Source organism: Pseudorhodoferax sp. Leaf274, from assembly GCF_001422445.1.
Classification (GTDB): Bacteria; Pseudomonadota; Gammaproteobacteria; order Burkholderiales; family Burkholderiaceae_C; genus Pseudorhodoferax.
Genome location: NZ_LMNA01000025.1, coordinates 164,618 through 190,904, shown reverse-complemented (window position 1 = coordinate 190,904; position 26,287 = coordinate 164,618). Strand labels below are relative to the sequence as shown.

At 66.2% G+C, this 26,287-nt stretch carries 21 protein-coding genes and 1 tRNA gene; 12 read left to right on the top strand and 10 right to left on the bottom strand.

Features of this window, described 5'->3' with window-relative positions:
* Positions 1-25: 25 nt before the first annotated feature.
* From ASF44_RS19930 to ASF44_RS19895, 8 genes are all read left to right on the top strand, one after another.
* Positions 26-1,141, top strand: coding sequence for a YeeE/YedE family protein (locus tag ASF44_RS19930; RefSeq protein WP_056900989.1), 1,116 nt, complete (start codon positions 26-28; stop codon positions 1,139-1,141).
* Complete coding sequence (locus ASF44_RS19925; protein ID WP_056900988.1) at positions 1,138-1,923, top strand: ThiF family adenylyltransferase; 786 nt, start codon at positions 1,138-1,140, stop codon at positions 1,921-1,923. The genes ASF44_RS19930 and ASF44_RS19925 overlap by 4 nt, the downstream gene beginning before the upstream one ends.
* 41 nt (positions 1,924-1,964) lie before the next feature.
* Positions 1,965-2,040, top strand: a tRNA-Lys gene (locus ASF44_RS19920).
* 78 nt (positions 2,041-2,118) lie between these two features.
* On the top strand, positions 2,119-3,411 hold the full coding sequence (tadA, locus tag ASF44_RS19915) for a tRNA adenosine(34) deaminase TadA (protein WP_056900987.1): 1,293 nt from the start codon (positions 2,119-2,121) through the stop codon (positions 3,409-3,411).
* Positions 3,384-4,454 (top strand): LD-carboxypeptidase, encoded by a 1,071-nt coding sequence (locus ASF44_RS19910; protein WP_369820944.1) that lies wholly within the window; start codon positions 3,384-3,386, stop codon positions 4,452-4,454. Before tadA ends, ASF44_RS19910 begins: the two co-directional genes overlap by 28 nt.
* 61 nt (positions 4,455-4,515) lie before the next feature.
* A complete protein-coding gene (locus ASF44_RS19905; RefSeq protein WP_056901130.1) occupies positions 4,516-5,439 on the top strand; it encodes an adenylate/guanylate cyclase domain-containing protein in 924 nt (307 codons plus the stop codon).
* Positions 5,440-5,462: 23 nt separating this feature from the next.
* Complete coding sequence (locus tag ASF44_RS19900; RefSeq protein ID WP_056900986.1) at positions 5,463-7,955, top strand: penicillin acylase family protein; 2,493 nt, start codon at positions 5,463-5,465, stop codon at positions 7,953-7,955.
* Positions 7,956-8,080: 125 nt separating this feature from the next.
* Positions 8,081-8,743 (top strand): flagellar brake protein, encoded by a 663-nt coding sequence (locus tag ASF44_RS19895; RefSeq protein WP_056900985.1) that lies wholly within the window; start codon positions 8,081-8,083, stop codon positions 8,741-8,743.
* Between the two features lie 109 nt (positions 8,744-8,852).
* Here the strand turns inward: ASF44_RS19895 and ASF44_RS31225 are convergent, their stop codons facing one another.
* The 5 genes from ASF44_RS31225 to ASF44_RS32390 all read right to left on the bottom strand — a co-directional run bounded on the left by ASF44_RS31225 (position 8,853) and on the right by ASF44_RS32390 (position 14,781).
* Positions 8,853-9,050 (bottom strand): SDR family oxidoreductase, encoded by a 198-nt coding sequence (locus ASF44_RS31225; protein ID WP_255358209.1) that lies wholly within the window; start codon positions 9,048-9,050, stop codon positions 8,853-8,855.
* Complete coding sequence (locus ASF44_RS19890) at positions 9,041-11,749, bottom strand: filamentous hemagglutinin N-terminal domain-containing protein (RefSeq protein WP_056900984.1); 2,709 nt, start codon at positions 11,747-11,749, stop codon at positions 9,041-9,043. Before ASF44_RS19890 ends, ASF44_RS31225 begins: the two co-directional genes overlap by 10 nt.
* Before the next feature lie 61 nt (positions 11,750-11,810).
* A complete protein-coding gene (locus ASF44_RS19885) occupies positions 11,811-13,568 on the bottom strand; it encodes a ShlB/FhaC/HecB family hemolysin secretion/activation protein (protein ID WP_082524910.1) in 1,758 nt (585 codons plus the stop codon).
* 100 nt (positions 13,569-13,668) lie between these two features.
* Positions 13,669-14,265, bottom strand: a complete 597-nt coding sequence (locus tag ASF44_RS19880; protein WP_156374605.1) for a helix-turn-helix domain-containing protein — start codon at positions 14,263-14,265, stop codon at positions 13,669-13,671.
* A gap of 138 nt (positions 14,266-14,403) precedes the next feature.
* Positions 14,404-14,781, bottom strand: coding sequence for a hypothetical protein (locus tag ASF44_RS32390; RefSeq protein ID WP_162243846.1), 378 nt, complete (start codon positions 14,779-14,781; stop codon positions 14,404-14,406).
* Between the two features lie 223 nt (positions 14,782-15,004).
* Here ASF44_RS32390 and ASF44_RS32385 point away from each other — a divergent pair, with 223 nt between their 5' ends.
* From ASF44_RS32385 to ASF44_RS19855, 4 genes are all read left to right on the top strand, one after another.
* Entirely contained in the window at positions 15,005-15,805 is an 801-nt protein-coding gene (locus tag ASF44_RS32385; RefSeq protein WP_056900980.1) for an ABC transporter substrate-binding protein, read from the top strand.
* A 23-nt stretch (positions 15,806-15,828) separates the two neighbouring features.
* Positions 15,829-18,858 carry a response regulator gene (locus ASF44_RS19865; RefSeq protein WP_056900979.1) on the top strand — a complete coding sequence of 1,010 codons (3,030 nt, stop codon included), beginning with the start codon at positions 15,829-15,831 and terminating at the stop codon, positions 18,856-18,858.
* Positions 18,848-19,948, top strand: coding sequence for an HD-GYP domain-containing protein (locus tag ASF44_RS19860; protein ID WP_056900978.1), 1,101 nt, complete (start codon positions 18,848-18,850; stop codon positions 19,946-19,948). Before ASF44_RS19865 ends, ASF44_RS19860 begins: the two co-directional genes overlap by 11 nt.
* A gap of 96 nt (positions 19,949-20,044) precedes the next feature.
* On the top strand, positions 20,045-21,328 hold the full coding sequence (locus ASF44_RS19855; RefSeq protein ID WP_056900977.1) for a GGDEF domain-containing protein: 1,284 nt from the start codon (positions 20,045-20,047) through the stop codon (positions 21,326-21,328).
* A gap of 16 nt (positions 21,329-21,344) precedes the next feature.
* Here ASF44_RS19855 and ASF44_RS19850 read toward each other — a convergent pair whose 3' ends face one another.
* The 5 genes from ASF44_RS19850 to ASF44_RS19830 form a co-directional block, all read right to left on the bottom strand.
* Entirely contained in the window at positions 21,345-23,384 is a 2,040-nt protein-coding gene (locus ASF44_RS19850; protein ID WP_162243845.1) for an ATP-binding protein, read from the bottom strand.
* A 75-nt stretch (positions 23,385-23,459) separates the two neighbouring features.
* Positions 23,460-24,179 carry an ABC transporter substrate-binding protein gene (locus ASF44_RS19845; RefSeq protein ID WP_056900975.1) on the bottom strand — a complete coding sequence of 240 codons (720 nt, stop codon included), beginning with the start codon at positions 24,177-24,179 and terminating at the stop codon, positions 23,460-23,462.
* Positions 24,180-24,497: 318 nt separating this feature from the next.
* Positions 24,498-24,698 (bottom strand): hypothetical protein, encoded by a 201-nt coding sequence (locus ASF44_RS19840; protein WP_056900974.1) that lies wholly within the window; start codon positions 24,696-24,698, stop codon positions 24,498-24,500.
* Between the two features lie 97 nt (positions 24,699-24,795).
* The gene (locus ASF44_RS19835; protein WP_056900973.1) at positions 24,796-25,461 is read right to left on the bottom strand and encodes an ankyrin repeat domain-containing protein; all 666 of its coding nucleotides are present in this window, start codon (positions 25,459-25,461) and stop codon (positions 24,796-24,798) included.
* Positions 25,458-26,252 (bottom strand): TatD family hydrolase, encoded by a 795-nt coding sequence (locus tag ASF44_RS19830; protein ID WP_056900972.1) that lies wholly within the window; start codon positions 26,250-26,252, stop codon positions 25,458-25,460. Before ASF44_RS19830 ends, ASF44_RS19835 begins: the two co-directional genes overlap by 4 nt.
* Between the last annotated feature and the right edge of the window lie 35 nt (positions 26,253-26,287).

Here is a 26,287-nt window from a genome sequence, read left to right as displayed (position 1 = left end):
CGCCCGTCTCCCTAGAATTGCGCCGATGCAGTCTCCCGACATTCCCCAGCTCACGCACCAGGTGCTGTGGGCGGCGCTGGCGCTGTCCATGGTGTTCGGTGCGGTTGCCCAGCGCACGCATTTCTGCACCATGGGCGCTGTCAGCGACATCGTGAACATGGGCGATTGGACGCGGATGCGGCAATGGGCCCTGGCCGCCGGCGTTGCGGTGCTGGGCTTCGGCGCGCTCGTGTTCTCCGGGCGGATCGACCCGTCCAGCACCCTGTACGCATCGAACCGCTGGCTGTGGCTCTCGGCCCTCGTGGGCGGCGGCATGTTCGGCTTCGGCATGGTCCTGGCCTCGGGCTGCGGCAGCAAGACGCTCGTGCGCATTGGCGGCGGCAGCCTCAAGGCCGTGGTCGTCTTCGTGGTGATGGCCGTCGCGGCGGGCGCGACGCTGCGCGGCATCACCGCGGTCGTGCGTGTGGCCACGGTCGACCCGGTGTCGTGGCAGCTTGGCACGCAGGCCGCCTTGCCGCAGCTGCTGGCGCCCGTGGCCGGGTGGGGCTTGCCGGCCACCAGCCTGGCGCTGGGGCTGGTCGTCGGCGGTGCGCTGGTGGGGTGGGCGCTCGTGGGCGACGGCTTCGTGCGCGCCGGGAATCTGCTCGCCGGGCTGGGCATCGGTGCGGTGCTGGTCGCCATGTGGTGGGTCAGCGGGCATCTCGGCCATGTCGCAGAGCACCCGGAAACATTGCAGGAGGCCTTCGTCGGCACCTACTCAGGACGCATCGAGGCGCTGAGCTTCGTCGCGCCCTACGCCCACGCGCTGGACTGGTTGATGTTCTTCAGCGACAACAGCCGCGTGTTGACGCTCGGCATCGTCTCGGTCGTCGGGGTGGTCGCGGGCTCGGCGGTGGTGGCACTGGCCTCGCACCGCTTTCGCTGGGAGGGCTTCGGCGGCCCCGGCGATCTGGCCAACCACCTTTGCGGCGCCGTGCTGATGGGCGTGGGGGGCGTCACCGCCATGGGTTGCACCATCGGCCAGGGCTTGTCGGGGCTGTCCACGCTGAGCCTGACCAGTTTCGTCGCCCTGGCCGCGATCCTGGCCGGCGCCGTGGCCGCATTGCGCTACCAGCATTGGCGCCTGGAGCGCTCGGCATGACCGCGCCGGACGAAGCGGACCTGGCGCGGCGCTTCGGCGGGCTGGAGCGGCTCTATGGCATGGCGGGCGCGGCAGCCATCCGCGGCGCGCATGCCGTCGTGGTGGGCATCGGCGGCGTCGGCTCGTGGGCGGCCGAGGCCCTGGCGCGCAGCGGCGTGGCGCAGTTGACGCTGGTCGACATGGACCACATCGCCGAATCGAACATCAACCGCCAGATCCACGCCCTGCAAGCCACGGTGGGCCAGGCCAAGGTGCTGGCCATGCGCGAGCGCATCGCGCAGATCCATCCAGGCTGCACGGTGCACGCCGTCGACGATTTCGTGACGCCCGACAACTGGCCGGCCTTGCTGCCGCCCGATGCCGACGCCGTCATCGACGCCTGCGACCAGATGGCCGCGAAAACCGCGATTGCGGCTTGGGCCCGCAGTGCGGCTGCAGGGCGCCGGCTGTTCATCGGCGTGGGCGCGGCAGGCGGCAAGCGCCTGGCGCACGAGGTGCAGATCGACGACCTGGCCGCCGTCACGCACGACCCGCTACTGGCCCAGTTGCGCCAGCGCCTGCGCAAGCACCACCAGGCGCCGCGCGACGGCAAACGCATGGGCGTGGCCTGCGTGTTCAGCCGCGAACCTGTGGCGCCGCCCGACCCCTCCTGCGCCATTTCGGGCGACGGCAGCCTGAACTGCCATGGCTATGGGTCCGTGGTCAGCGTCACGGCCACCTTCGGCCAGTGCGCCGCGGGTTGGATGCTCGATCAAATCGCAAGGCGCGCTCAGAAAGCCTGATTCGTCTGGCTATAATCGCTGGCTTTGCTGCGTACAGCAGTGGGACGTTAGCTCAGTTGGTAGAGCAGCGGACTTTTAATCCGTTTGTCACTGGTTCGACCCCAGTACGTCCTACCACCATCTTTCTCTCCTTGGGACATCCGCCATGCCGTCGATGCTCAAGCTCCCTTCCCGGATCCGCGCCACCTTCCGCCCATGACGGACGACGAGGCCATGGCCCTCGCGCTGCAGCAGGCGCGCATGGCGGCAACGCAGGGCGAGGTACCGGTCGGCGCGGTCGTGCTGCACCAGGGCAGGGTGGTCGGCGTGGGCGCCAATGCGCCGATCGCGCGGTGCGATCCCAGCGCGCACGCGGAGATCGTCGCGCTGCGTGCGGCGGGCCAGGCACTGGGCAACTACCGGCTCGAAGACTGCGAACTGTTCGTCACGCTGGAGCCCTGTGCGATGTGCAGCGGCGCGATGCTGCATGCGCGGCTGTCGCGCGTGGTCTACGGCGCGGCCGACCCAAAGACGGGCGCGGCCGGTTCGGTCGTCGACCTGTTCGCCCAGGCCGCCTTGAACCACCGCACCACAGTGCGCGGGGGCGTCCTGGCCGAGCCCTGCAGCGCCTTGCTGCGCGACTTCTTCGTGCGCCAGCGGCAGGCGCAGGCTACCGCGCGCGTACCCCTGCGCGAGGACGCCCTGCGCACGCCGGCAGAACGTTTCGAGGGGCTTGCCGGCTACCCGTGGCGGGGGCAGCACATCCGCAGCCTGCCCAGCCTGGCCGGCTTGTCGATGCATTACCTGGACGAGCGTGGCCGGGGCAGCGCCGATCCGCTGACGCTGCTGTGCGTGCATGGCGCGCAGGGCTGGAGCCACGACTTCCGCACGCTGCTGCCGGTCTGGACCGCGGCGGGGCACCGCGTCGTCGCCGTGGACATGCCGGGATTCGGCATGAGCGACAAGCCCAAGAAGGAGGGCGCGCACCGTGTTGACTGGCACCGTGATGTGCTCGACGAACTGGTGCAGTCGCTGGGCCTGCACGACATCGTGCTCGTGCTGCAGGGCAGGGGAGGCTTGCTGGCGCTGGACCTGCCGCGGCGCGCACCGGCACGCTACCGCGGCATCGCCGCCCTGGATGCCCGACTGTCGAAGGCGGTCGTTCTGCGGCCCGATGCTGGCCCCTGGCCCGCGGGGTGGCAGCCGGTCCAGGCGCTGGAGGCGGTGCAACTGCTGCACGACGACCCTGCGAGGGGGAGCGACGACGCGCCGTTTCCCGATGCCGGCCACCGCGCCGGGCCGCGCGCATGGCAGCGCTGGGCGATGGACGCGTGCAGCGCACCCGACTGGCCCGCAGCGCAGCCGCCATCGGACGCCGATGCAGGTGCCGATGCGCATGCCGATGCGCATGCCGATGCGCGTGCCAACGCAGACACGAAGCTAGGCACGACGGCCACACTGGCGCGCCGCCTGCTCGACGGATTCGCGGTGGGATACTCCCGCCGGTGAATTCCAAGCACATCTACATCTACTCTCCTGCCGGCGCAGTGCGCGACAAGGCCGCCTTCCGGCGCGCGGTGCAGCGCCTGCGCGAACAAGGCCATGCGGTCGAGGTCGACGAGGCCGCGCTCAAGAGCCACATGCGCTTTGCCGGCGACGACGACACGCGGTTGGCAGCGGTGCACCGCGCGGCCGCCAGCGGCGCGGACATCGCCCTGATCTCGCGCGGCGGCTATGGGCTGACGCGCATCCTGGACCGCATCCGCTACCCCGTGCTGGCGCGCGCCGCGGCCCGTGGCCTGCGCTTCGTCGGCCACAGCGACTTCACGGCCTTGCAGCTGGCGCTGCTGGCGCGCACCGGCGGCATCAGCTGGGCCGGCCCGGCGCTCTGCGGCGATTTCGGCGGCGAAGATGCACCGGACGAGATCATGCAGGCCTGCTTCGACGACCTGCTGCTGGGGCAGGGCGAAGGTACCGGCTGGCGCATCGGGCGCGACGACCCCATGCCGGCATCGCGCACGCGCCGCAGCGCGGTGCCCGAGGAAGCGCCGCCGCCGTCCTGGACCGTGCGCGAGGCCGTGCTGTGGGGGGGCAACCTGGCCGTGCTGAGCGGCCTGGTGGGCACGCCGTACCTGCCCGAGGTGCGCGGCGGCATCCTGTTCCTGGAAGACGTGAACGAGCACCCCTACCGCATCGAACGCATGCTCACGCAGCTGCTGCACGCGGGCATCCTGGGGCGCCAGAAGGCGGTGGTGCTGGGCCAGTTCACGGGCTACCAGAAGGTGGCGCACGACCGCAACTTCCGCCTGGCCACCGTGGTGGCGTGGCTGCGCACGCAGCTCAAGGTGCCGGTTTTCACCCAGTTGCCGTTCGGCCATGTGCCCACCAAGGTGCTGCTGCCGGTCGGCGCCAAGGTGCAGATGGCCGTGGAGAACCGCGAGGCGCTGCTGTTCTGGGGCCACCTGGACGGCAACCACCACGGCCATGTGCCCCATGCCCCGCACGCGCCTACCGCGCACGAGGGGCATGAGGGGCACGGCCACGCGCACTGAGCCTGCGGCCTGCGACATCCCCTACACTGCCGCCTTCTTTCCGCCACCCACCCGCAGCACCATGGGCGTTCAGGCCACGGTTGTTTTTGCAGACCTATCGGACAGCACGGCGTTCTTCGAGACGCTGGGCAACGAGAAGGCCACGGCGACCATCACGCGCCTGACACAATGGATCGGTGCGATCTGCGAGGCCCACCGCGGCCGGGTGGTCAAGATGCTGGGCGATGGCGTTCTGGCGGTCTTCGAACGGCCGGTCGATGCCGCCGACGCGGTGATCCAGATGCAGCGCGGGCACCGCATCCGGCTCGAGCAGTGGCCGCAACCCCTGCGCATGGAAATCAAGGCCGGCGTGGCTAGCGGCGATGTCGTGGAGGTTGACGGCGACTGCTACGGCGATGCCGTCAACGTGGCAGCGCGCTTGAGCGACCTGGCCGGTGGCAGCGAGATCTGGGCCACGCAATCGGTGGTCGATGGCGTCGACGACGGCCACGGCCTTCGCTTTCGCAGCCTCGGGTCGGTCACGCTGCGCGGCAAGGTCGAGCCGCTCACGCTGTTCAAGGTGGAGTGGGAAGAAGACATCGCGTCCGATTTCCTGACCCAGCAGGCCGTGCTGGCGCGGCCGGCGGCCGGCGATGCCACCGTGCTGAGCCGCATCCAGTTGCAGCACCTGGATCTTTCCCTGAGCTTTCACGCGCGGGAACTGCCGGTGCACCTGGGCAGGAACGAGCACGCGGAGATCGTCGTGAACGATCCGCGCGTCTCCCGCCTGCATGCGCGCATCGAGGTGCGCAGTGGTGGCTTCGTGCTGGTCGACCTCAGCAGCTTCGGCACCTGGGTCCGTTTCTCCGGCAGCGATTCGGACATCGCGCTGCGGCGCGATGAGTGCCAGCTCCATGGTTCGGGCGAGATTGCACTGGGCGTGCCGCACGGCGATGTCAGCGCGCCCACCGTGGCATTCACCATCAACGGCAGTACGCAACGCTGACGTTGCACCGCGAGGGGGTTTCGATGAAGTGGTTCAAGCGCCTGGGCGCCGTCGTGCTGTTCGCCGTCTTGGCCGGGCTGCTGGTGCTGGGCCTGTACGTGTGGCGCAGCTTCCCGCAGCTGGACGGCACGCTGCGCGTGCAAGGCCTGCAGGGCGCCGTCACGGTCGAGCGCGATGCTTCCGACGTCACGCACATCAAGGCCGCTACCGCGCGGGACGCCTGGTTCACGCTGGGTTTCGTGCATGCGCAGGAGCGCGGCTGGCAGCTGGAGTTCAACCGGCGCGTGATGCGCGGCACGCTGTCCGAGGTTCTTGGCGAGGCCACGCTGGAGACCGACAAGCTGCTGCGCACGCTGGGCATCATGCAGGCGGCCCAGCGCCAGCTCGACCGCATGCCGCCCGAAGCGCGTGCTGCGCTCGAGGCGTACAGCGAAGGAATTCAGTCGTTCTACGCGAACCGCCCGCAGGCACTGCAGCCCGAGTTCCTGCTGCTCGGTGTGCGCCCGGGCCGGGGCGGCAAGGCCTGGGAGGCGGTGGACAGCGTCGGCTGGTCGCTGATGATGGCGCTGGACCTGGGCGGCAACTGGGGCACGGAGTTCGCCCGCTTGTCCGCCGCCCAGGTCGTCGACACCCCCAGGCTGTGGGAACTGTTCCCGCCGTACCCCGGCGAGCCGCCGGCCTCCACGGTGGATTTCGCCGCGCTGTACCGCCAGCTGGGCATCTACCGCAGCGCGCCGGAACCCGGCGCAAAAACTTCGCTTGCGCCACGCGAAACGCCTGTTTTGGGCCGCCTGCTGGACGACGCCGCGCGCAGCTGGTCCGCGGCCTTCGTGCGCGATGCGGGGCTGTCGGAAGGCAAGGGCAGCAACGCCTGGGTGGTCAGCGGCGGCAACACGGCGTCCGGCAAGCCGCTGCTGGCGAACGATCCGCACCTTGGACTCAGCGCGCCGGCCATCTGGTACTTCGCGCGCCTGCAGGCGCCGACCCTGGACGTGATGGGCGCCACCTTGCCCGGTCTGCCTTTCGTGGTGCTGGGCCGCACCCGCACCGCGGCCTGGGGCTTCACGAACACCGGGCCCGATGTGCAGGACCTGTACATCGAGCAGATCAAGCCGGACGACCCCATGTCCTACCGCGTGGACGACGTCCAAGGCCAGGCAGCCTGGGCACGCTTCGACCAACGCGTGGAGACGATCCGCGTCAAGGGCAAGCCCGACGTCCAGCACACCGTGCGCAGCACGCGCCACGGCCCTGTCCTGAGCGATGCACAGAGCGCGCATGCCCGGCTCATCGACATGAAGCGCTATGTCCTGTCGCTGCGTTGGGCCGCCCTGGAAGCGGACAACAACACCGCGCTGGCCATGCAGCGCGTGGACGAGGCCCGCGACGTTGGAGAGTTGCTCACGGCATTCTCCGGCTACCACTCGCCGATGCAGAACGTGATGATGGCCGACACGGCCGGCCGCATCGCCTACAAGGCCGTGGGACGCGTGCCGCTGCGCCGCCCCGACAACGACATCCGCGGCATCGCGCCCTCACCTGGCTGGGATCCGCGCTACGCTTGGGTCGGCTGGCTGGCTTACGCCGACACGCCGGGGCAGGGTGAAGGGCAGGGCGAGCAACCGGCCTGGATCGCGAACGCCAACCAGCGCGTGACACCACCCGGTTACCCGTACTTCATCGGACAGGACTGGTCCGTGCCGTACCGCTTCGACCGCATCGTCGCGCGGCTGGCCGCAACGCCGCGCCACGATGCGCAGAGCATGGCGCGCCTGCAGGGCGACACGGTCTCGCTGGCCACGCAGCGCCTGCTGCCCTTCCTGCGCAAGGCCCAGTCCAGCCATCCGCTCGCGCCGGCGGCGCAGCGCGTCTTGCAGGGCTTCGACGCAGACATGCGCGGCGACAGCGCGGCTGCGCTGGTGTTCTCGGTCTGGGTGGATGAGCTCACGCGCGGCCTGCTGGTGCCGCGCCTGGGCCAGGAGCGCTTCGATGCGCTCTACGGCAAGCGCCACTTTCGCAGCACGGTCGAAATTGCGCTGGAGGCCGACGACGCCTGGTGGTGCGCACCACGTGGCTGCGCCGACCAGGCCGGCCAGGCGTTGACGCGCACGCTGGAACGCCTGTCGCAGCAGTATGGGGACGATCTGTCGCGCTGGCGTTGGGACACGCCGCACATCGCCTTGAGCAGCCACCGGCCTTTCGGCAACGTCGACCTGTTGGCCCGGTGGTTCGATGTGCGCGTCCCCACGGGAGGTGACACGTTCAGCGTCAACGTGGGCCAGTACTGGCCCAATGACACAAAAGTCCCGTTTGCAAGTCGGCACGCGGCATCGTTGCGGGCGATCTACGACCTGTCGGACCTGGAACGCAGCCAGTTCATCTACCAGACGGGGCAAAGCGGGCTCGTCTTCTCCAGCCGCTACCGGGATATGTCGCAGGAGTGGTCGCACACCGAGTATCGATTTTTGCGCATGGCGCCCGAAAGCATTGCGCATACACTCCAACTAGTACCATGAACTGTTCGACACTTATGCGTAAACTGCTTGGTTTATGAACAAATGAAGGTGCAACGCAGTCTCCGGCGGCTTCACCCAATTTCCAAACAGAGATGAGTAAAAAGGCAAAGATCGAATTCGAAGACATGAACCTGCAGGTGGGTGTGCGTCTGCAAATCATGCCGAGGCACGCCAGCAGCCCGACGGTGCAATACACGTCGCTGGTGGGTTTCGTGACGGACGACTATCTGTTGCTGCAACTGCCCCAGCAAGACGGCAAGGCAGTCGAGACGGCCGAGGGCGACGAAGTGGCCCTGCGCGTGTTTTCCGGCGTGTCGGTGTTCACCTTCGATGCGCGCATCGAAGCGGTGCTGAGCAAGCCGCGGCCGTTCATGCTCCTGTCGTTTCCCACGAACATCCAGAAGGTCGGCCTGCGCAAGGCGGTGCGCGTCAAGGCGAACATCCCGGTGCGCGTGGTCAATCCGGCGAACCGTGAATCGGTGAAGGAGGCGACGCTCTCGGACATCAGCCTGTCAGGCGCCTTGGTGTCGACGCCCAATCCGCTGGGCTCGGTCGGCGACACCATCGAGATCGACTTTTCCATCCTCGTGCAGTCGCAGAACGAGGAAGTGGGCATCTCGACGACCGCCTCGATCCGCAGCGTCCAGCAGGCAGTCGGTACGGCGCCGGACGGCGGTGCGTTCTACACCGTCTACACGTACGGCATCAACTTTCTCGACATCGCGCCGACGCACCAGGCGCTGCTGCAGAACTATGTCTATGAAACGCTGCTGATCCATCGGACCTGATGGGCCGCTCGGCCAGATACAGCAGAAAGAGGACGAAGAGCAGGATCCAGGATCCTGCATTTCCTGCCGATGTTTATTTACATAATATACATCGTATGAAGTAACGGATTCAGCTCATCCCGCCGCCCACGCCGCCACTGGCCGCCACCACCTGGCCCGTGACGTAGTCCGACAAGGGCGAGCACAGGAAATAGACCGTGTCCGCCGCCTCGCGGATGTGGCCCGCGCGGCCCAGCGGGATCTCCTTCATCGCCCGCGGCCGGTAGACCTCCTCGGGCGTGACGGGCTTGGCCGGGTCTACCTCGATGCCCGGCTGGTGATCGAATTGGGCAGATTGACGGTGCCCCCGATCACGCCGACCCGGCCGGCGATCGACACGTCGGTGTTCACGTTGACGGTGTCGGTGCGCGGGGTGCTGACGCTGTCGCGGCCGATCTGGAACACGCTGGCCGTCGACGCCGGCGTGATCGTGGCATTGCCGTTCTGCAGCAGGTTGAACGTGCCCGAGAAGTTGTCGTCCAAGGGCTGGACCAGCACGACCCCGGAGGTGTTCGCCCGAAAGCCGCTGTTGGCCAGCAGGCTGAAGCTGTCGTCCGTGAGGATGATCTGGCTGGTGGAACTGGTGACCAGGCTGCCGGGCTTGGAGCCCAGTTTGTTGACGTAGGGCAGGCCCGTCAGCAGCGGACCGGCGCCCTCTCCCGTCAAGGTGATCGGCCCGGATGCGGCCAGGATGTCGGTGCCGCCGATGGCGAAGTCCAGCGCCCCGGCGCCGGTCGCGCTACCGGTGATGTCGATCGCGCCCGCGCCGGTGGCGGCCAACGTGACGAGATTGGTGGTGTCGCCGGTCAGGTTCACGCCGTTGTTCGACGCCGCGGCGCCGCTGGCGGTGCCCGCGATCGAGATGTTGCCGTCGTGCGTGCGCAGCACGATGGGCAGGAAGCCGGCGGCATTGCGGCCGACGTCGAGGCCGGCGCCGCTTTGGACGGCCACGGTGGCGCTGCCGTCCAGGCTCAGGTTGCCGTTGGTCCCGGCGTCGATGACGACGTCGCTGTAGATCTCGATGCCGAAGCCCGTGTTCCTGGCCGTTGTGTTGATGTGGCCGGCCATGGAGATGTCGCCCCCGCCCGAGTACACCCGGACGTTCGCGTTCTGCCCGACCGCGGGGCTGCCGGCCGTCTGCGTGCCCAACTGCACCGCGCCCAGGTTGCCCGAGGCGCTGTTGACGGCGTAACCGGTCGGCACCACGGTGCCGGACGCCAGCGTGGCGGTGTTGCTGCCGCCGCCCAGCGTGATCGCGCCGCCGCCGCTGGCGGTGCTGGTGTTGCCGGCGGCGCGGTCGGCCGCGGTGCGGCTGTCCAGCACGGTGTTGTTCTTGAGGTAGATGCCGCCGATCACGCTGGTCGAGGGGCTGGTGGCGTTGCTCCACAGCGTGATGTCGCGGCCGTTGGTCCGCAGGGTCACGCCACCGACGGCCACCTCGCGGCTCGCCTTGAGGTTGATGGCGCCGCCGCCCAGCAGCCCGGCGTTGACCACCACGTCGCGGTAGGCGTCCAGCGTGAGGCTGTTGGTGCTGCTCCAGTTGATGGCCGAGTTGACCGTGATGTCGCCGTTGCCGCTGGTGTTGACCACGCCCGGCCCGCTGCTGCTGCTGGCCGTGGTCTGCAGCGTGACGTTGCTGGTGGCGAGGTTGCTGCTGATGGTGGCCGCGGCCGCGCTGTCCACGGTCAGGTCGTAGGGGTCGACCAGCCAGGTGCCGGCGCGGCCGCCGGGCGTGCCGGTGTCCACGCGGATGCCCTGGAAGTCGACGTTGGCGCCCGAGGTGTCGACGGTGCCGCCGTGGCGGCCCGCGCCCGCGCCGCGCGCCTGGAGGCTGCCGTGCGCGGTGGTCGCCGCCTGCGTGTCGTGCAGGTCGGTCAGCAGCGTCACGTTGCCGCCGTCGCCCGCGGCCGTGGCGTTGGCCTCGATGCGCGCGTCCGCGGCCATCGCCACGCGCTGCGCCGCCAGCGAGCCCACCTGCACCGTGCCGCCGCCCCGCGGGCCGTTGGCACGCAGGCTGCTGCCGGCGGCCAGTTCCACCTGGCCGCCGTCCAGCACGATGCGCCCGCCCACGTTCTGCAGGCTGCTGGCGTCGATGCTGCCGCTGTTCACCACGCTGCCCTGCAAGGCGTTGAGGGCCTGCGCGCTCAGGACGACGAGGCCGCCCTCGGCCTGCACGGCTTGGCGGTTCTCCACGAGGGCGCGCCACTGGCTGGGCGCCACCGTCAGCGCGGCCAGGCTGTTGCCGTCGAACTGCAGCGTGAAGGCCTCGCCCGCGGCCAGCGCCACCGTGCCCAGGCGCGCCACGACGGCGCCGCTGTTGCGCACCTCGGGCGCCAGCAGGGCGATGTAGCCGCCCGGCGCCGCGCCGAGCCGGCCCTCGTTGACGACGGTGCCGGTGGCCCCGTTGGCCGAGAACGTGCTCTTGCCGGCCATGAAGTCGGCCGTGGAGATGGAATGCGTCGTCGCCACCAGGCCGCCGACATCGACGCTGGCGCTGGGCGAAAAATAAATACCAGCCGGGTTCACAAGGAAGACTTGGCCGTTGGCCGTCATGCGGCCGTAGACCTGGCTCGGGTCGCTGCCCACCACGCGGTTGAGCGTGACGCTGCTGGCGTCGGGCTGGCGGAAGTTCACGCTGGCGCTGCTGCCCACGTCGAAGCTCTGCCAGTTGAGCACGGCCCGCTGGCTGGCCTGGTCGACCGTCATGCTGGCGCCGCTGGTGCCGATCTGCGCGCTGCCGGCCGCCACCTGGCCGCCCGTGGGCAGTTGCGTGGCGGCGGGCGGCGCCGCGAAGGCCGTGAGGGGGCCGAAGGCCATGGCCACGGCCAGCGCCCCGCGCGCCAGCCGCGGGCGCGCCGTCCGCAGGCTGCCGCCGGCGGATGCCCCGGCCGCTGTACGCGCCGTCTCCGGCGCGGCCACGAAGGTCTGGAGCGCATCGTTCCAGACACTGCGAAAAGCCTTGTTCATGTCTGCTCCTTCCTGGTCTGTGTCGATGGGACGAGACGCGCTGCGCGGTGCGGCGCGGTGCTCAAAAGGGCAAGCTGGCGCTGAGCCAGAAGCGGTTGCGCACGAGCGAGCCGTCCTGGTCCTGGCCGCTGGCGGTCGGGTTCGGGTTGCGGCCGATGCGGCGCGCCCAGGTCGTTTTGATCAACAGGTCGCGCGGCCCTTGCCAGGCCACGCCCAGTCCGGCGCCCTGCAGGCTGTAGCGGTTGCGCGCGGGGGCGCCGGTGAAACCGTTGTCGGCATTGGTGCTCACCTGCCCCCAGTCGTAGAACGCAGTGGCGACCAGGCCGTCGCTCAGCTTCTGGCGCAGCTCGATGTTGGCCATCACGCCCTTGCTGCCGCCGGCCTCGCCTACCGGGTAGGCGCGCACCCCGTAAGGGCCGCCCAGGTAGAACTTCTCCGACGAATCCTGGTTCCTGCCGGTGAACTGGCCCGACGTCGCCATGAACAGCGAGAGGCTTGGCGTCAGCACCTGTTGGCGGCTGGCGGCGAAGCGCAGCTTGCCGGAACCGCCACGCACGCGCGGGCCGGCCGCGTCGGCCGCGGCGTGCTGCGCGTCGTCCGCACCGCCCAGGTCGACGCGCGTGCCGACCAGCGCCAGGCTCAAGGCGTTGGCGCCGCCGCCGCCGAAGCCGTCGAACGCGTTCGCGTTGGCGCTCAGCGTGAGGCCATCGACCTCGTAGCGGCTGAAGGCCGCGCCGTTGGCGTAGTTGTCGAAGCTGCGGCGCTCCAGCGCGGCCCCGAGGTAGAGGTTGCGCTCGCGGCTGCGGACCAGCGGATAGACCGCATTGAGCCCGACGCTGGAGGAGCGGCCGCGCGCATTCAAGGCGTCGAAGTCGTCGCCCACCAGCCGGTAGCGGAAGACCGAGCCGTCGACGCCGACGCGCAGGCCGTCCGAGCCCAAGGGCACGGTGTAGCCGGCCCGCGCATAGTCGCTGCCACGGGTGTGGATCAAGGCGGCACTGGCCAGGTCGCCGAAGCCGAGCGGGCTGGCCAGCACGACGTTCGTGGACAGGCGCAGCGCACCGGTCGATCGGCCGCCAAAGTTGTCGACCGTGGCCTCGCCCATCACCAGGGGTTCGTCGGCCACCGTCAGCGCGATGTCGGTTTCCCCAGGGGCACGGCCGGCTTGCAGGCGGCCCGCCACGACGACACCGGGCAGGTCATCGGCCAGCATGAGGCCGCGGTCGACATCGGCAAGCCGCAACGGCGCACCGTCCTGCAACGGCCCACGCACCACGGCCTCGACCTGGGCCGACGGAACGCGGCCCGCCGCGCCGGCCTCGACCGCCACGCGCCCCGGCTGCGCCTCGACGATCTCGATGCGCACGACGCCATCGACGATCTCCTGGCGTGGCAACTGCGTGCGCACCAGCCAGCCTTGCTGGCGGTAGGCGTCGCCGACGGCCGCGGCAGCCGCCTGCAGGCCCGCGAAATCCAGCGAACGGCCCTTCCAGGGTTCGACGGCCTTCTCGAGCGCATCGGTCGCCATCACGCGGTTGCCGGTGAATTCGAAGCGCTGCACCAGGACCTGGGTGCCGCCCGGCGCCGCCGTCACGGGCTCGCCCGGCGTGGCTGGCGCCGGCTGGGCGGGAAGCACCGGCAGGTTCTGCGGTTGCTCGATCTGCTTGCGCAGGGCGCCGGCATCCGGTGGCGTCTGGGCGAGCGCACCGCCACTGCATGCCAATGCGGCCGCCACTGCCGCCACCGTCAGCGGCCCGAGCGGCGACGGACGGGGTGCACCGTCTCGGCGGTGCGGCACGCTACGCGCAATCGTCTTCATCGGTTGTTGCTCCTGGAGGATGCGCGGCCTCGCGGCCTGCGCGGGAAGAGGTTCGCGGACCGCAGATGCACGGCGCAGTCCCTGTGTGGGAAGAAGGGCATCACGGCGTCACCACGGCGCTGAACGATTTGCGCAACATCCCGAGGAATACCGGGGGATCCACCGGCTTCGGAATGAACGCGACCTCGGGCGGCAAGCCGCCCAGCGAAGCCAGTTGGTCCGGGGAGTAGCTGGACACCGCGATCGCCAGGCGCGGCTTGTGGGTCGTGCCTTCCAGCAGATGGCGCAGCATCTCCAGCCCGTTCATGTGCGGCATCACGATGTCGGTCACGATGAGGTCGGGCAGCGTCTCCCGCACGGCCAGAAGCGCTGCGAACCCGTTCTCTGCCGTCGTGATCTCGGCCGAGGGCAAGGCGGCGGAAACCAGGGCGCTGAGGACCTCGCGGTCATCGATGTTGTCGTCCACGATCATGGCGCGCAGCGGCCGCGCAAAGGGCTGGCTCAGCGCGCCGAACTCGGCTTGCCACTTGATCAGGGTCTCCAGGCTGGCGGCGTCGATCCGGCGGTGCCCGCCCACGGTCTTCCAGGCCTTGAGGTGGCCGGCGTCCACCCAGCGCTGGATCGTGGGAACGGAGACCTTGAGCCGCCGCGCAACTTCGGCGGTCGAATAGGAAGAGGGTGCGGGAGTGGATGGCACGGGGGGTCTCTCGATTTCAGGCGTGGCAAGGCGCCGTGGGTGTCGCGCGAACTGCCGTCGCGGCAACTGGCTGTTGCCTGCCGACAGCCCGCGCCCGCGGCTGAAAAAAACTCGGTGACAGGGGTGTCGCGGCCATGGTCACCCCTGGCGTTCCACGTACTGCCGGATCGCCGCGACCGCCAGGGCGTGCTCTCGGGTGAAGGCATCCAACTGGGCCGGCACGCCAGCGGGGTCGCTGGACATCGCCACGTGCAGCGCCCTGGCGACATCTGCCAGCGGCAGCGCCCCGATGGTGCCCAGGCTGGAGATCGCCGAATGGACCACGCGCCTGGCCTCTTCCTGCTCCCCCTGCGACCACAGGCGATGGATGTCCTGCGGCATGGTCAGCCGCGTGGTCAGGAAGCGCATCAGCAGGCGCATGTACAGCGCGGGATCGCGCACGCAGCGGTACAGCCCGAGGGAAAACGAAACCGGCACATGCGGACCATCGGTGGAAGGGGGGATGGGGGCGTCCATGGTGTGTGTCTCAGAACCGTCTCTGGCCCGATGCTACGCCAAAAAGATTGTTTTGTTTGTTTTGTTTGTAATTTATGTATTGTTTATTTTGTGCATTTCGACCACACTGCGGCCAAGCGGCAACGGGATCGGTCGGCCGCGCACGCACCCCAGGTGCGAGAGATCGGGCCGTTGCCAAGGCCGGTCGCTCGCGACGACGGATCCGCATGAACTGGAGTCGGCAATGCTGAACAAGGCCTCTCAACCGATCGCCCGCCAAGGCATCGACCTGCCCCGCCGCCGGGCGATCCAGGGCGTGCTCGCGCTGGCTGCCGGCGCCGCGCTGCCGGCCCGAAGCCAGGCCGATGGCCCCTTGCGCATCGGGCGGGCGGACTACCGGTCACCGCTGTCGGAGATCGAGGAACTGGTTCTTTCCCATGCCTTCGAGCGCCTGGGCATCCGCCACGAGTTCGTGCGCCTTCCGCTGCTGCGGCTGCTGGAGATGGCCAACGAAGGCCAGCTGGATGGCGACATCGGCCGCATCCGGGACGTGGCGGAGCGCTACGCCAACCTGCGGCTGGTTCCCACGCCGATCTGCCAGGCCGACGTGGCCATGTACGGCAGGTCGCCCGGGTTCGACAAGCTGTCCAGGGCGGACATCGCCTCGCTGCGCATCGGCATCGTGCGCGGCGTCTTCCTGCTGTCCAAGCACACGCGCGCCATGAACGTGGTGGAGGCGCAGAACTTCGAGTCCATGGCGGCCATGCTCGCCGGGGGCCGCATCGATGCCGTGGCTGGCATCTATCTCGACATGGAAGTGCAGATCCAGTCGGGCAACGTGCCCGGCCTGGTGCGCTGGCCGTATCCATGGGCATCCGAACCCTTGCACCTTCTCCTGCACAAGCGGCTCGCCCCGCTGATTCCCCGGCTCGACGCCACGCTGCAGGAGATGGCCGCGTCCGGGCTGACGAAACGCTACTACGGCGAGACGCTGAATCGCCAGCAGATCCCGCCGCTGCTCCCTGAGCCGCAAGCCAGGACCTGAACCAGGCGCGGGAGGAGCATCACATGGCCTGGCGCAGCATCAGTCTCCGGTTGAACGGTGCGTTCATCGCACTGGTCGCGATCGCACTCGTGGCGTTCGGCTGGTTTTCCTACCTGGACAACGAGGAGCGGCTCGAAGACCGGCTGGAGATGGAACTGAGCAACCTGGAGGATCGCCTGGCCACCACCCTGGCCGAACCGATGTGGCGGTTCGACCGGGATTCGGTCCAGCAAATACTGGAGGCGGAATCCAAGCCGCCGGTGGTGCGCATCGTCATCCGGCAGCTCAAGGACAACACGATCTATGCGTTTGCCGACTACGACCTGGATCCGGCCCTCGAGAAGATCAAGATCGTGCGCAAGTTCCCGTTGAAGTTCGTCGACCGGGGAGCGGTTGTCGAAATAGCGCAGGTCGAGGTGGTGGCAAGCCGGGCCTACATCATCGAAGACCTGCGCCATTTCGTCGTGCGGCGCATCGTCGAGATCGGCACCTTGGTCGTCCTGCTGGCCGCGACCCTGTCCTACAGCCTCTACAAGCTGTTGCTCAAGCCCATGAAGACCCTGCAGGAGGCCCTGCAGAAGGCCAGCCTGGAAGGTGGCGAGCAGGCGCTCGCGCAGGTCGCCGCCGAGCGGCCCGATGAACTGGGAGACCTGGTCCACGGATTCAACAAGATCGCGCAGCGGCTGTCGGACGATCTGGAGCGGCGCATTGCGGCCGAGCAGGAATACCGCCTCGTCAACGAGCGCCAGCACGTCCTCATGCAGGCGCTCGAGCAGAGCATGAACGAGGCGAAGGCGGCCTCCGAAGCGAAATCGTCCTTCCTGGCCAACATGAGCCATGAGATCCGTACCCCGATGAACGCCATCCTGGGGTTGTCGCACCTGATGCGCCAATCGCGCCTCGATCCCAAGCAAAGCCAATACGCCGAACGGATCCAGCAGGCCGGGCAGCATCTGCTCGGCATCATCAACGACGTGCTGGACTTCTCGAAGATCGAAGCCGGCAAGCTCGACATCGAGCACGCAGAACTCGATCTGGACCGGGTGCTGGAAAACGTGGCCGTCCTGATCGCCGAGAAGGCGCAGTCCAAGGGCCTGGAGCTGATCTTCGATGTGCAACCCGATATTCCGCATGCGCTGGTCGGCGATCCCCTGCGGCTCGGCCAGATCTTGATCAACTACGCCAACAACGCGGTCAAGTTCACCGAGCGCGGCGAGGTGAAGATCGCCGTTCGCATCGACAGCGCATTCGACGACGGGGTGGTGCTCAGGTTCAGCGTCAGCGACACCGGGATCGGGCTGTCGCCGGAGCAGATCGCGCGCTTGTTCAACAGCTTCGAGCAAGCCGATACCTCCACCACGCGGCGCTTCGGCGGGACGGGACTGGGCCTGGCCATCAGCAAGCGCCTGGCCGAGCTCATGGGCGGCACGGTGGGCGTGTCCAGCGAAGTCGGCAAGGGCTCGACATTCTGGTTCACCGCCAGCGTGCAGACGCGGCAGCCCTCCTCGACACCACCGAGCCCCTTGGTCGACCTGCGGGGCCGCAGGGTCCTGGCGGTGGACGACAACGCATCCGCGCTCATGGTGATGGGCGGCATGCTCGCCTCCTTGAGCTTCGATGTCACCGTGGCCGCCTCGGGTTGCGAGGCACTCCAACGCATCGCCGCTGCGGATGCCGAGCAACGCGGCTTCGAGATCGTCTTCCTGGATTGGCAGATGCCCGGCATGGACGGCATCGAGGCCGCGCACGCCATCCAGGCGCTGCCGCTGCAATGCCCTCCCCGCCTGGTCATGGCGACGGCCCACGGCCGGGAAGAAGTGCTCAGCACGGCCAAGGCCACGGGCATCGAGCAGGTGCTGCTGAAGCCGATTAGCCAATCGCTGCTCTTCGACTGCGTCGCCACCATCCTGGGGGGGCCGCGCGCCGCGCCCGAACCCCGCGAACGCACCAGCGCGCTGCGCGCGTCGGCAGACCCGCAACAGCAGGACGACCGGCTGCGTGGAAGAAGGGCCCTGCTGGTCGAGGACAACGAAATCAACCAGGAAGTCGGCCTGGGCCTGCTCAACGCGATGGGCATGCAGGTCGACATCGCCTCCAACGGCCTCGAGGCGCTGGACCGGGTTCGCGCCGCCTCCTACGACATCGTGCTGATGGACATGCAGATGCCCGTGATGGACGGCATCACCGCGACGGTGGAAATCCGCAAGATCGACGCACTGGCCGGCCTGCCCATCGTCGCCATGACGGCCAATGCCATGGACACCGACCGCGAGCGCTGCCTGCGCGCCGGCATGGTCGATTTCGTCGCCAAGCCCATCGACCCCGACGACCTGCGGGCCAAGCTGGTGCGTTGGGTGGACACCAGCAAGGCCTTGTCCCATGCCACGGCCGACCCCGCGGCGCCGTCCAGCGCCGCGGGCTTGCAGGGTGCCGTCATTCCCGGGCTGGACGTGACGCAAGGCATCCGGCGCCTCATGGGGCAGGAACAGCTTTACCTCCAGCTCCTGCGCAAGTTCGCGACGAACTACCGCCCGGATTTCGTCGACCGGATCGAACAGGCCATCCAGCAAGGCGACATGGAATTGGCGGCGCGCCTCGCCCATACGCTCAAGGGCGTGGCCGGAAACATCGACGCCACGGACGTCTTCCAGGTGTCTGCGGAACTCGAGGCGGCGTTGCGCCATGGCCCTGCGCACGCCTTCCCTGTGTTGTCTTCCGTGCGCGCCAGCCTCGACAGCCTGGTCATCGCCCTCGATGGATTCCTGAACACCGAGACATCCGGCCGCGCCCACGCCCAGGAGGCCGCTGGCCGTTTTCCTCCCGCTTCGGCGGAAGACATCAGCAATGCCACAGCGCAATTGGAACAGTTGATCCGGGAAGACGACCCCTTTGCCATCGATTTTCTCCGGGCCAACCGCCATCGCCTGCACCCGGTGCTGGAACAGAACTATTCGAAGCTGGAATCGTCGCTCGAGAAATTCGATTATGAAGTGGCACAGGATCTCATCGATTCTGTGAAGAAACACGATCCAGAGGCCAAGCATGGGAACTGACGTTGCAACAGCAAAACCGACGATCATGGTGGTCGACGACACGCCGGACAATCTCGAACTCATCAGCGGGATATTGCGCCACCAATACAAGATCAGGGTGGCAACCACAGGTCTGCGCGCCCTTGCGATTGCCCGATCCGCCAGCCCGCCCGACATCATCCTCCTGGACATCAGCATGCCTGAAATGGATGGCTACCAGGTCTGTGCAGCGCTCAAGGACAGTGCAGGCACCGCAGCCATTCCCGTGATTTTCATGACTGCACGCAACGATGTGGACGACGAAACCAAGGGTTTCGAATGCGGGGCGGTGGACTACATCACCAAGCCGTTTGTCGCGCCACTGGTGCTCGCGCGTGTCAAGGCCCAGATCGGGCTGAAAAGGATGGCGGATTTTTTGCGCGACCAAAATGGATTTCTGGAACGCGAAGTGGCACGCCGCACGCAGGAAGTCTGTGCCATCCAGGATGTCACCATTCTGGCCATGGCCTCGCTGTCGGAAACACGCGACAACGAAACGGGCAACCACATCCGCCGCACGCAGCATTATGTGCACGCGCTTGCCAAGCGATTGCAGCAAGACCCGCGGTACGCGCCGGACCTCAGCGACGCGATGATCATGATGCTCTACAAGTCGGCACCCTTGCATGACATCGGGAAGGTCGGGATTCCAGACAGCATTCTGCTCAAGGCCGACCGCCTGACACCCCAGGAGTTCGAAATCATGAAAACGCACACCACCCTGGGCCGCGACTCCATACAGCAGGCGGAGGATGAACTGGGAATCGAGGTCGATTTTCTACGCCTTGCAAAGGAGATTGCCTGCTCGCACCAGGAAAAGTGGGACGGCAGTGGCTACCCCTACGGCCTGAAAGGGCTCGAAATTCCGCTGTCGGCACGCCTCATGGCCATTGCCGACGTCTACGACGCACTGATCAGTGTGCGTGTCTACAAGCCTGCCATGACCCACCCGGAAGCCGTCGCAACCATGGTCAAGGGCAAGGGCTCCCACTTCGACCCGGACCTGCTGGAGGCATTCTTGACGATCCAAGATGAATTCCAGGACATCGCGCTACGGTTCCGCGACGCATAGCGCGGATGCCGGCCAAAAACAGCAACGGCCCACCATGATCTTCACGCCATTCTTCAAGGCGTTGGCAGGACGCTTGTTCAAGGAACACCATTGACGATGCGCGACGACCGGCTGCTGCAGATCCAGTCTTCCATTGCTGACATTCGGCGCGAGTCCGTGTCTGGCAAGAATGACGAAGAAATTAAGGATCAATTGAGAAAAATATTCGGCCGGCGCTTGGTGCTGTCGACGACCTCGTCATTCCTGGGATACGGAACCCAGGCATTTCTTTTGAGGGAGATCGTCCCCACGCCATATCTCGTGCAATGGATTTCAGCCGTGTTCCTGCTCGAGATGACGAACGGAATCATCGCCTATGCCATCCAGTCCGAAAAGGTGCCGCGGCGGATCAAAAACACATTGTGGAAATTGGTGTCGGCAAGCCTCGGGGCCGTGGCGCTTGCCTGGGGTTCGATCGTCCTCGCCCCCGGCGTGACCGAAAACCCATCGGCACTCCTGGTGCAAACCATGTCTTTGGCCGTCGTCGCCGTCATGGCGATCTACAACCTGAATCTACACAAGTTCGGCCTCGCCATATTCCATATCTGCCTGAGTTCCAGCCTCGTCTACGGGGCCATGGTCTTGAAGGTGATTCCGGCGGACTTGAGCATCGCGGCTGTCGCCCTGACGGTTCTGTGCCAGATCTACGGCACATCGACCCGAAAAATGGTTCGCAGCCTCGTGGTCACGAATGCAGTCAACAAGAAAATGGTCATGGTATTGGACCAAGCCAACACGAATCTACAGAACCTCGCCCACGAACTGCACTTGGCAGCCTCGATCGACGTGCTGACGTCATGCCTCAACCGCAGGGCAATGCATGACGAATTAGAACGTGCGTTCACCGCGTGCAAACGCAGCGGTCGGCTGAGCATTTGCCTGATCATGCTCGACATCGACCATTTCAAGAAAATCAACGATGAGCATGGCCATGATGGTGGCGACCTGGTCTTGATCGCCATCGGTCGGGCCCTGCGGGAATTCACGCGGGCCTGCGATGTCGTCGGGCGGTGGGGCGGCGAAGAATTCATGTGCTTGATGATGGATGCCGACAACATCGGGGGCACGATGGCTGCGGAGAAGCTGCGCAAGCGGATCGCGGAGATGCGGATCGACCTGCCAACGGGCCAGATCGTCATCTCGGCCTCCCTGGGGGTGGCGAGCTATGCCAACGATGCGTCGGTCAACGACGTGATACGCAGGGCCGACCAACACCTCTATGCGGCCAAGGCGCAAGGGCGCAATTGCGTCGTCAGCGCGTCAGCAGCTACCCGCCCCAATGGCGCCACCGCCCAACGAATGTTGCGGGACGTGCATGGCACGCCGCAACATCAGGCTTGAGGGCAAGGCATCGCGCTCACGATCCCTTCTCCACATCAACTGCAAGGGGTGGCCCGATCCACTTGTCCAGGCATTGGTAGAGCGCGGGAAAGTCGATGGGTTTGGCAACGTGGTCGTTCATGCCGGCAGCGAGTGCAGCTTCGCGGTCTCCAGAGATCGCATTGGCCGTCAATGCAATGATGGGCAAATCGCGCCAGCACGGAGCCATGCGGATGAATCTCGTGGTTTGCAGCCCGTCGAGTCCAGGCATATGCCAATCCATCAATACCGCATCGACCGGTTGCCGGCGCAGCACGTCCAGAACCTCGTTCCCATCGCGCGCGCTGTAGACCGTCAAGCCGACCCGCTGGAGCAGTTCGGTTGCCACCTCGAGGTTGAAATCGTCGTCTTCGGCCACGAGGACTGAACGCCCCGCAAACCGTGTGCGGTCAACGCCCAGCCCAGATCGTGCCAGTGCGGGTGCGAAAATGGTGTCCGCGCTGGCGTCGAATCCTCGGGGCGGCAATGCCTGGCCCTGCCCTTCGCCGGACATCGGAGCTTCAAGGCCATGAAAAGGCAGGTGCAGCACGAACGAACACGTGGTTCCCACGCCCTTCTTGCTCACCATCTGCAAATCGGTGCCCATCAGTTGGAGGAGCCGCCTGCAGATGGCCAGGCCAAGTCCGGTTCCGCCAAAACGCCGCGCAATCCCTGAATCGGCCTGCGTGAATGGCTCGAACAGCCGTTGCATGGATGGCTCGTCGATGCCGATGCCTGTATCCCGGACCTTGAATTGCAAGGACAGTGTGGAACCCGTCGATCCGAGCCACTCGACGCAGAGTTCCACTTCACCTTTCTCGGTGAACTTGATGGCGTTGTTGACCAGGTTCAGAAGAACCTGGCTGAGCCTGAGCGGGTCTCCAATGAGCAGCGGCAGCGGGGTGGCTGGCCGGGAAATATGCAGTTCGATCTTCTTGCTGTCTGCAGAGACCTGGACGATTCCCTGCACTCCTTCCAGAACGTCGTTCAGATGAAAACCCGTGGATTCCAGGTCGAGCTTGCCCGCTTCCATTTTTGAAAAATCAAGGATGTCGTTGATCACCTTGAGCAGGATCTTGGAGGAAATGAGTATCTTGCCGAGGTAGTTTTTCAGGCGTGGGCTGATGTCGTCGTCCAGTGCAAGCGTTGTCATGCCCAGGATGGCATTCATGGGCGTTCTGATCTCGTGGCTCATGTTGGCCAGGAAATCGGATTTCGACCGGTTGGCGCCCTCGGCGATGTTCCTTTGTGCCAGCAACGATTCGTTCAAATGGCGAATTTTCTGTTGCATCGCAATCAGGCGGCCCAATATGCTCTGGCCTTCTCCATCCAGCGACTCCGCGTTCTGTTCGAAATTACCTTCCGCGGTTTTCTGGATCGTCAGGTGAACCCGTTCCAAAGACCCACCCATCAACTTTTCCACCTGATCGAGGTACGAGTTCAGCGCATTCGTCACCCTCCTGAATTCGGTTGTGGTGCCGTCGGCGACGCGGTGCTTGAGATCTGAATCGACGCCACCCAGGCTGACAATGGCCGTATTGATCTGGTCCAGCGGATAGAGAATGACGACCCGCAGCAACCAGTACAAAATGAGAACGATCGAGATGTCCAGCAGAATGATCTGGAGCGACATGATCTTCAAGTTCTGCCAAAGCCGTTCGTTGATCGTCTTGTTGCTCGCAACGATGGTGACGACGCCGATGGTCAGATTTCTGGAATCGTCGTGGAACACGATGGGGGCATGGAATGAAATCCATGTCGGTTCGTTGGCAGCTTCAGCGCCGGCATGTCCTGAAGAGTACGTCTTGTCTTTTCCGTAGTGCACGGTGATCGAGACAATGGACTGCGCAAACATTTCTGCGTCGACGATCCTGGATATTTGTTCCGTGTTGTATTCCCACACGGCAACCGCCAAACTGGCTGCGATGCGCTTGGTGGCCGCGTGCAGTTGGCTTTCGAGTTCCTGGTGCTGCTCCGCGCTGATTTTCGTATAGTTCCAAAATCCAAAAGCCAACAGCGCAGAGGAGACAACCAGCACCAGCAGGAAAGAAAATCGAAAATGGATGGATCTCGTATCTACCATGTCAAACGCACTGGCCGAGGTTTGGCCGCCTCATGGACGCATCAACGGAGAAGCGCCCAACTCTCCGAGCTTCTCCGCATAAGCGCGATCCATTTCCCCATTTTTCTTCATCTCCTGAAGAGCCGCTTCGATCCTTGGAAAAAGGCGGGCATTCTTCTTGTGCAGCAGGAGGTACAACGGTTCAGAGGCCCAGGCCCGGGGCCATTTGTACATCGGCGACGCCAATGACTGGACCGAAGGCAAGGTGTCGAGATAAGAAGAGACGATCAGATCGAACCGATGCTCTGCAAGCATGTTGAATGCAGACTCGATGCTTTGGGTCTCTGTGACTTGAAGACCCAGGGTATATTTCTGAATGATGAAAGTGCCGCGCGCGTAACCGAATTTCAATCCGGCAACCTGTGTGCGCGACATGGTGGGCAAATCCGGCGACAAGCCGTAGACGACCAGTTGGTTTTCCACGAGCGCAACAGGAATGGGCACGAGGTTGTCATACCTGCGGGCAACATCCAGGATGCGCAGCAGATCGCCGTCGGTCTCCCCCTCGTTGGCCATTTCAATCGCACGTGGCAGCGGTAAGGGCCTGAACTTGACCTCGATACCGGCGCGCTTCATGGCCTGGGTCACGATCTTTTCTGCGATGTCGGACAAGGCTGAGGGTTCTCGTTGCTTTGCGATGACCAAGGTCTGGGGCTGGCAAAAGCCCATCAAGGGCAACAAGAGCCAGGCCACCAGCACATGCTTCAGCAAGCCAACTGTCCTGGAATTCGCCATCCCGGTGACCCTTCTGCAACGATGGACCGTACACGCGGCCGTGGGACTGCCACCTTGGGAAATGTACCGGCGAGAGAGCGGGCATGAGCGCATCGCCTCGCAGGCGCTCGCCGCAGGTGCGTGTAGGAGACAGTCGGTCAGACGGCCGATCCGCGGGCCACCCCGTCACGGGTGAATGCCGGGGCTCCGCCCCTGCCATCGAACTGCCAATCGGTCGACGAAAGGCGTTCTACAGAAAATCAGAAACCCGCACCGAGAGAAGCTCGGCGCGGATGCCGCAGGCCAATCCGTGCGTCATTGCCTTTCGGCCTGGTCGTCCATGAGTTTGCTGGCTTCCAGCCACTTGCGGTGCAACTGGTTGCCGCGCCGCATGGCCTCCTGCGCCTTGCGGTACTGGCGACGTGCCAGGAAGCGCCACACGCTGAAGACCGCCAGCGGCACAAGGATGCTTGCTGCGAGCAAATAGATGGCATTCAGATGCGCAGATGTGTCCATGCCTTTGAAACCGATGCAAGCAATCGCAACTATGGGGCGTGGATTGTAGGAAAACGCCTCGTGGTCTGCCACCCTATCAACGGCGCGTCAGCAAGACTCACCATTTTCCCCTGGGCTGGCGTTGCCGCACCGCGTCGCCTATCAGTTTGGCGACATCGGCCCGGTTGACCGAGTTCGCGAAGTCGATGGCCGTCATGCCCTGCTCGTTCTTCAGCAAAGGCTCGGCACCTTCCTGCAACAACAGGCGCACGGCATCTGCGCTGCCGTAGCGGGCAGCCATCATCAAGGGCGTGGTCTTGTTCGGCGATTCCGGGTCGATGAAGGCGTGTTCTTCGAGCAGGAGGCGCATCACCTCGACGTGCCCGTTGGTGGTGGCGTAGTGCAAGGGCGTCCAACCGGTCTTGTTGACCGCGGCACCGCGCGCAATGAGCTTCCTGGCCAGCTCGAGCTGGCCGCCCAGTGCCGCCGCCATCAGGGGGCTTTCGTCCGCCTTGTTCAGCGATTCGACTTCGGTCTGGGGCCAATCGATCAAGGCCTGCGCCACACGTGGGGATGGCGCGCGGATGGCCAGAAACAGGCCGTGCTGGCCATTCGGATCGCGCGTGTTGGGATCGAACCCCCGCCGCAGCAGGTTGACGACTGTCGCTGCGTCATCCTTGGCGATGGCGGCGAAGAAGTCTTCGTACGAGCCTGCGCTCGCCCAGCCCGCGGTGCCGAGCAGCAGCGCGGCCAGGCAGTGGCGTCGGTGGCAATGCAGGGTCATGGCGCCTCCGGCCGGAACAGTGCGCTGAAGTTGGCGCTGGTCTGCGCGGCCACCGTCTCCACGGCCACGCCGCGCACTGCCGCGATCTGCGCGGCGACATGCGGCACCCAGGCGGGCTGGTTGGTCTTGCCCCGGTGCGGCACGGGGGCCAGGTAGGGGCTGTCGGTCTCGATCAGCATGCGGTCCAGCGGGACGAAGCGGGCGATGTCGCGCAGATCCTGGGCGTTCTTGAAGGTCAGGATGCCGGAGAAGGAGATGTAGAAGCCCAGGTCCAATGCGGCACGGGCCACCTGGTCGGTTTCCGTGAAGCAGTGGAACACGCCGCCCGCCGCGCCGGCCGAGCCATCTTCGCCCTGCTCGCGCAGGATCGCCAGCGTGTCGTCGGAAGCAGACCGGGTGTGGATCACCAAGGGCTTGGCGAGTTGCCTGGCGGCCTGGATGTGGGTGCGCAAGCGCTCGCGTTGCCATTCCACGTCGGCCACGCTGCGCTCGCCCAGGCGGTAGTAGTCCAGGCCGGTCTCGCCGATGGCCAGCACGCGCGGCAGGCGGCCGCGGGTCAGCAGATCGTCCAGGCCAGGCTCCTGCACATCCTCCTGGTCGGGATGCACGCCCACCGTGGCCCAGATCTGCGGGTGCGCCATGGCGATCCGGTGCACGGTGTCGAATTCTTCCAGCGTGGTGCAGATGCACATCGCGCGGTCGACCTGTGCGGCGGCCATGTCTTGGAGGATCTGCGGCAGGCGCGCCAGCAGGTCAGGGTCGCTCAGGTGGCAATGCGAGTCGGTGTACATGCGCAGGCAGCGCCGGCGCGCCGGCGTGCGAAAAG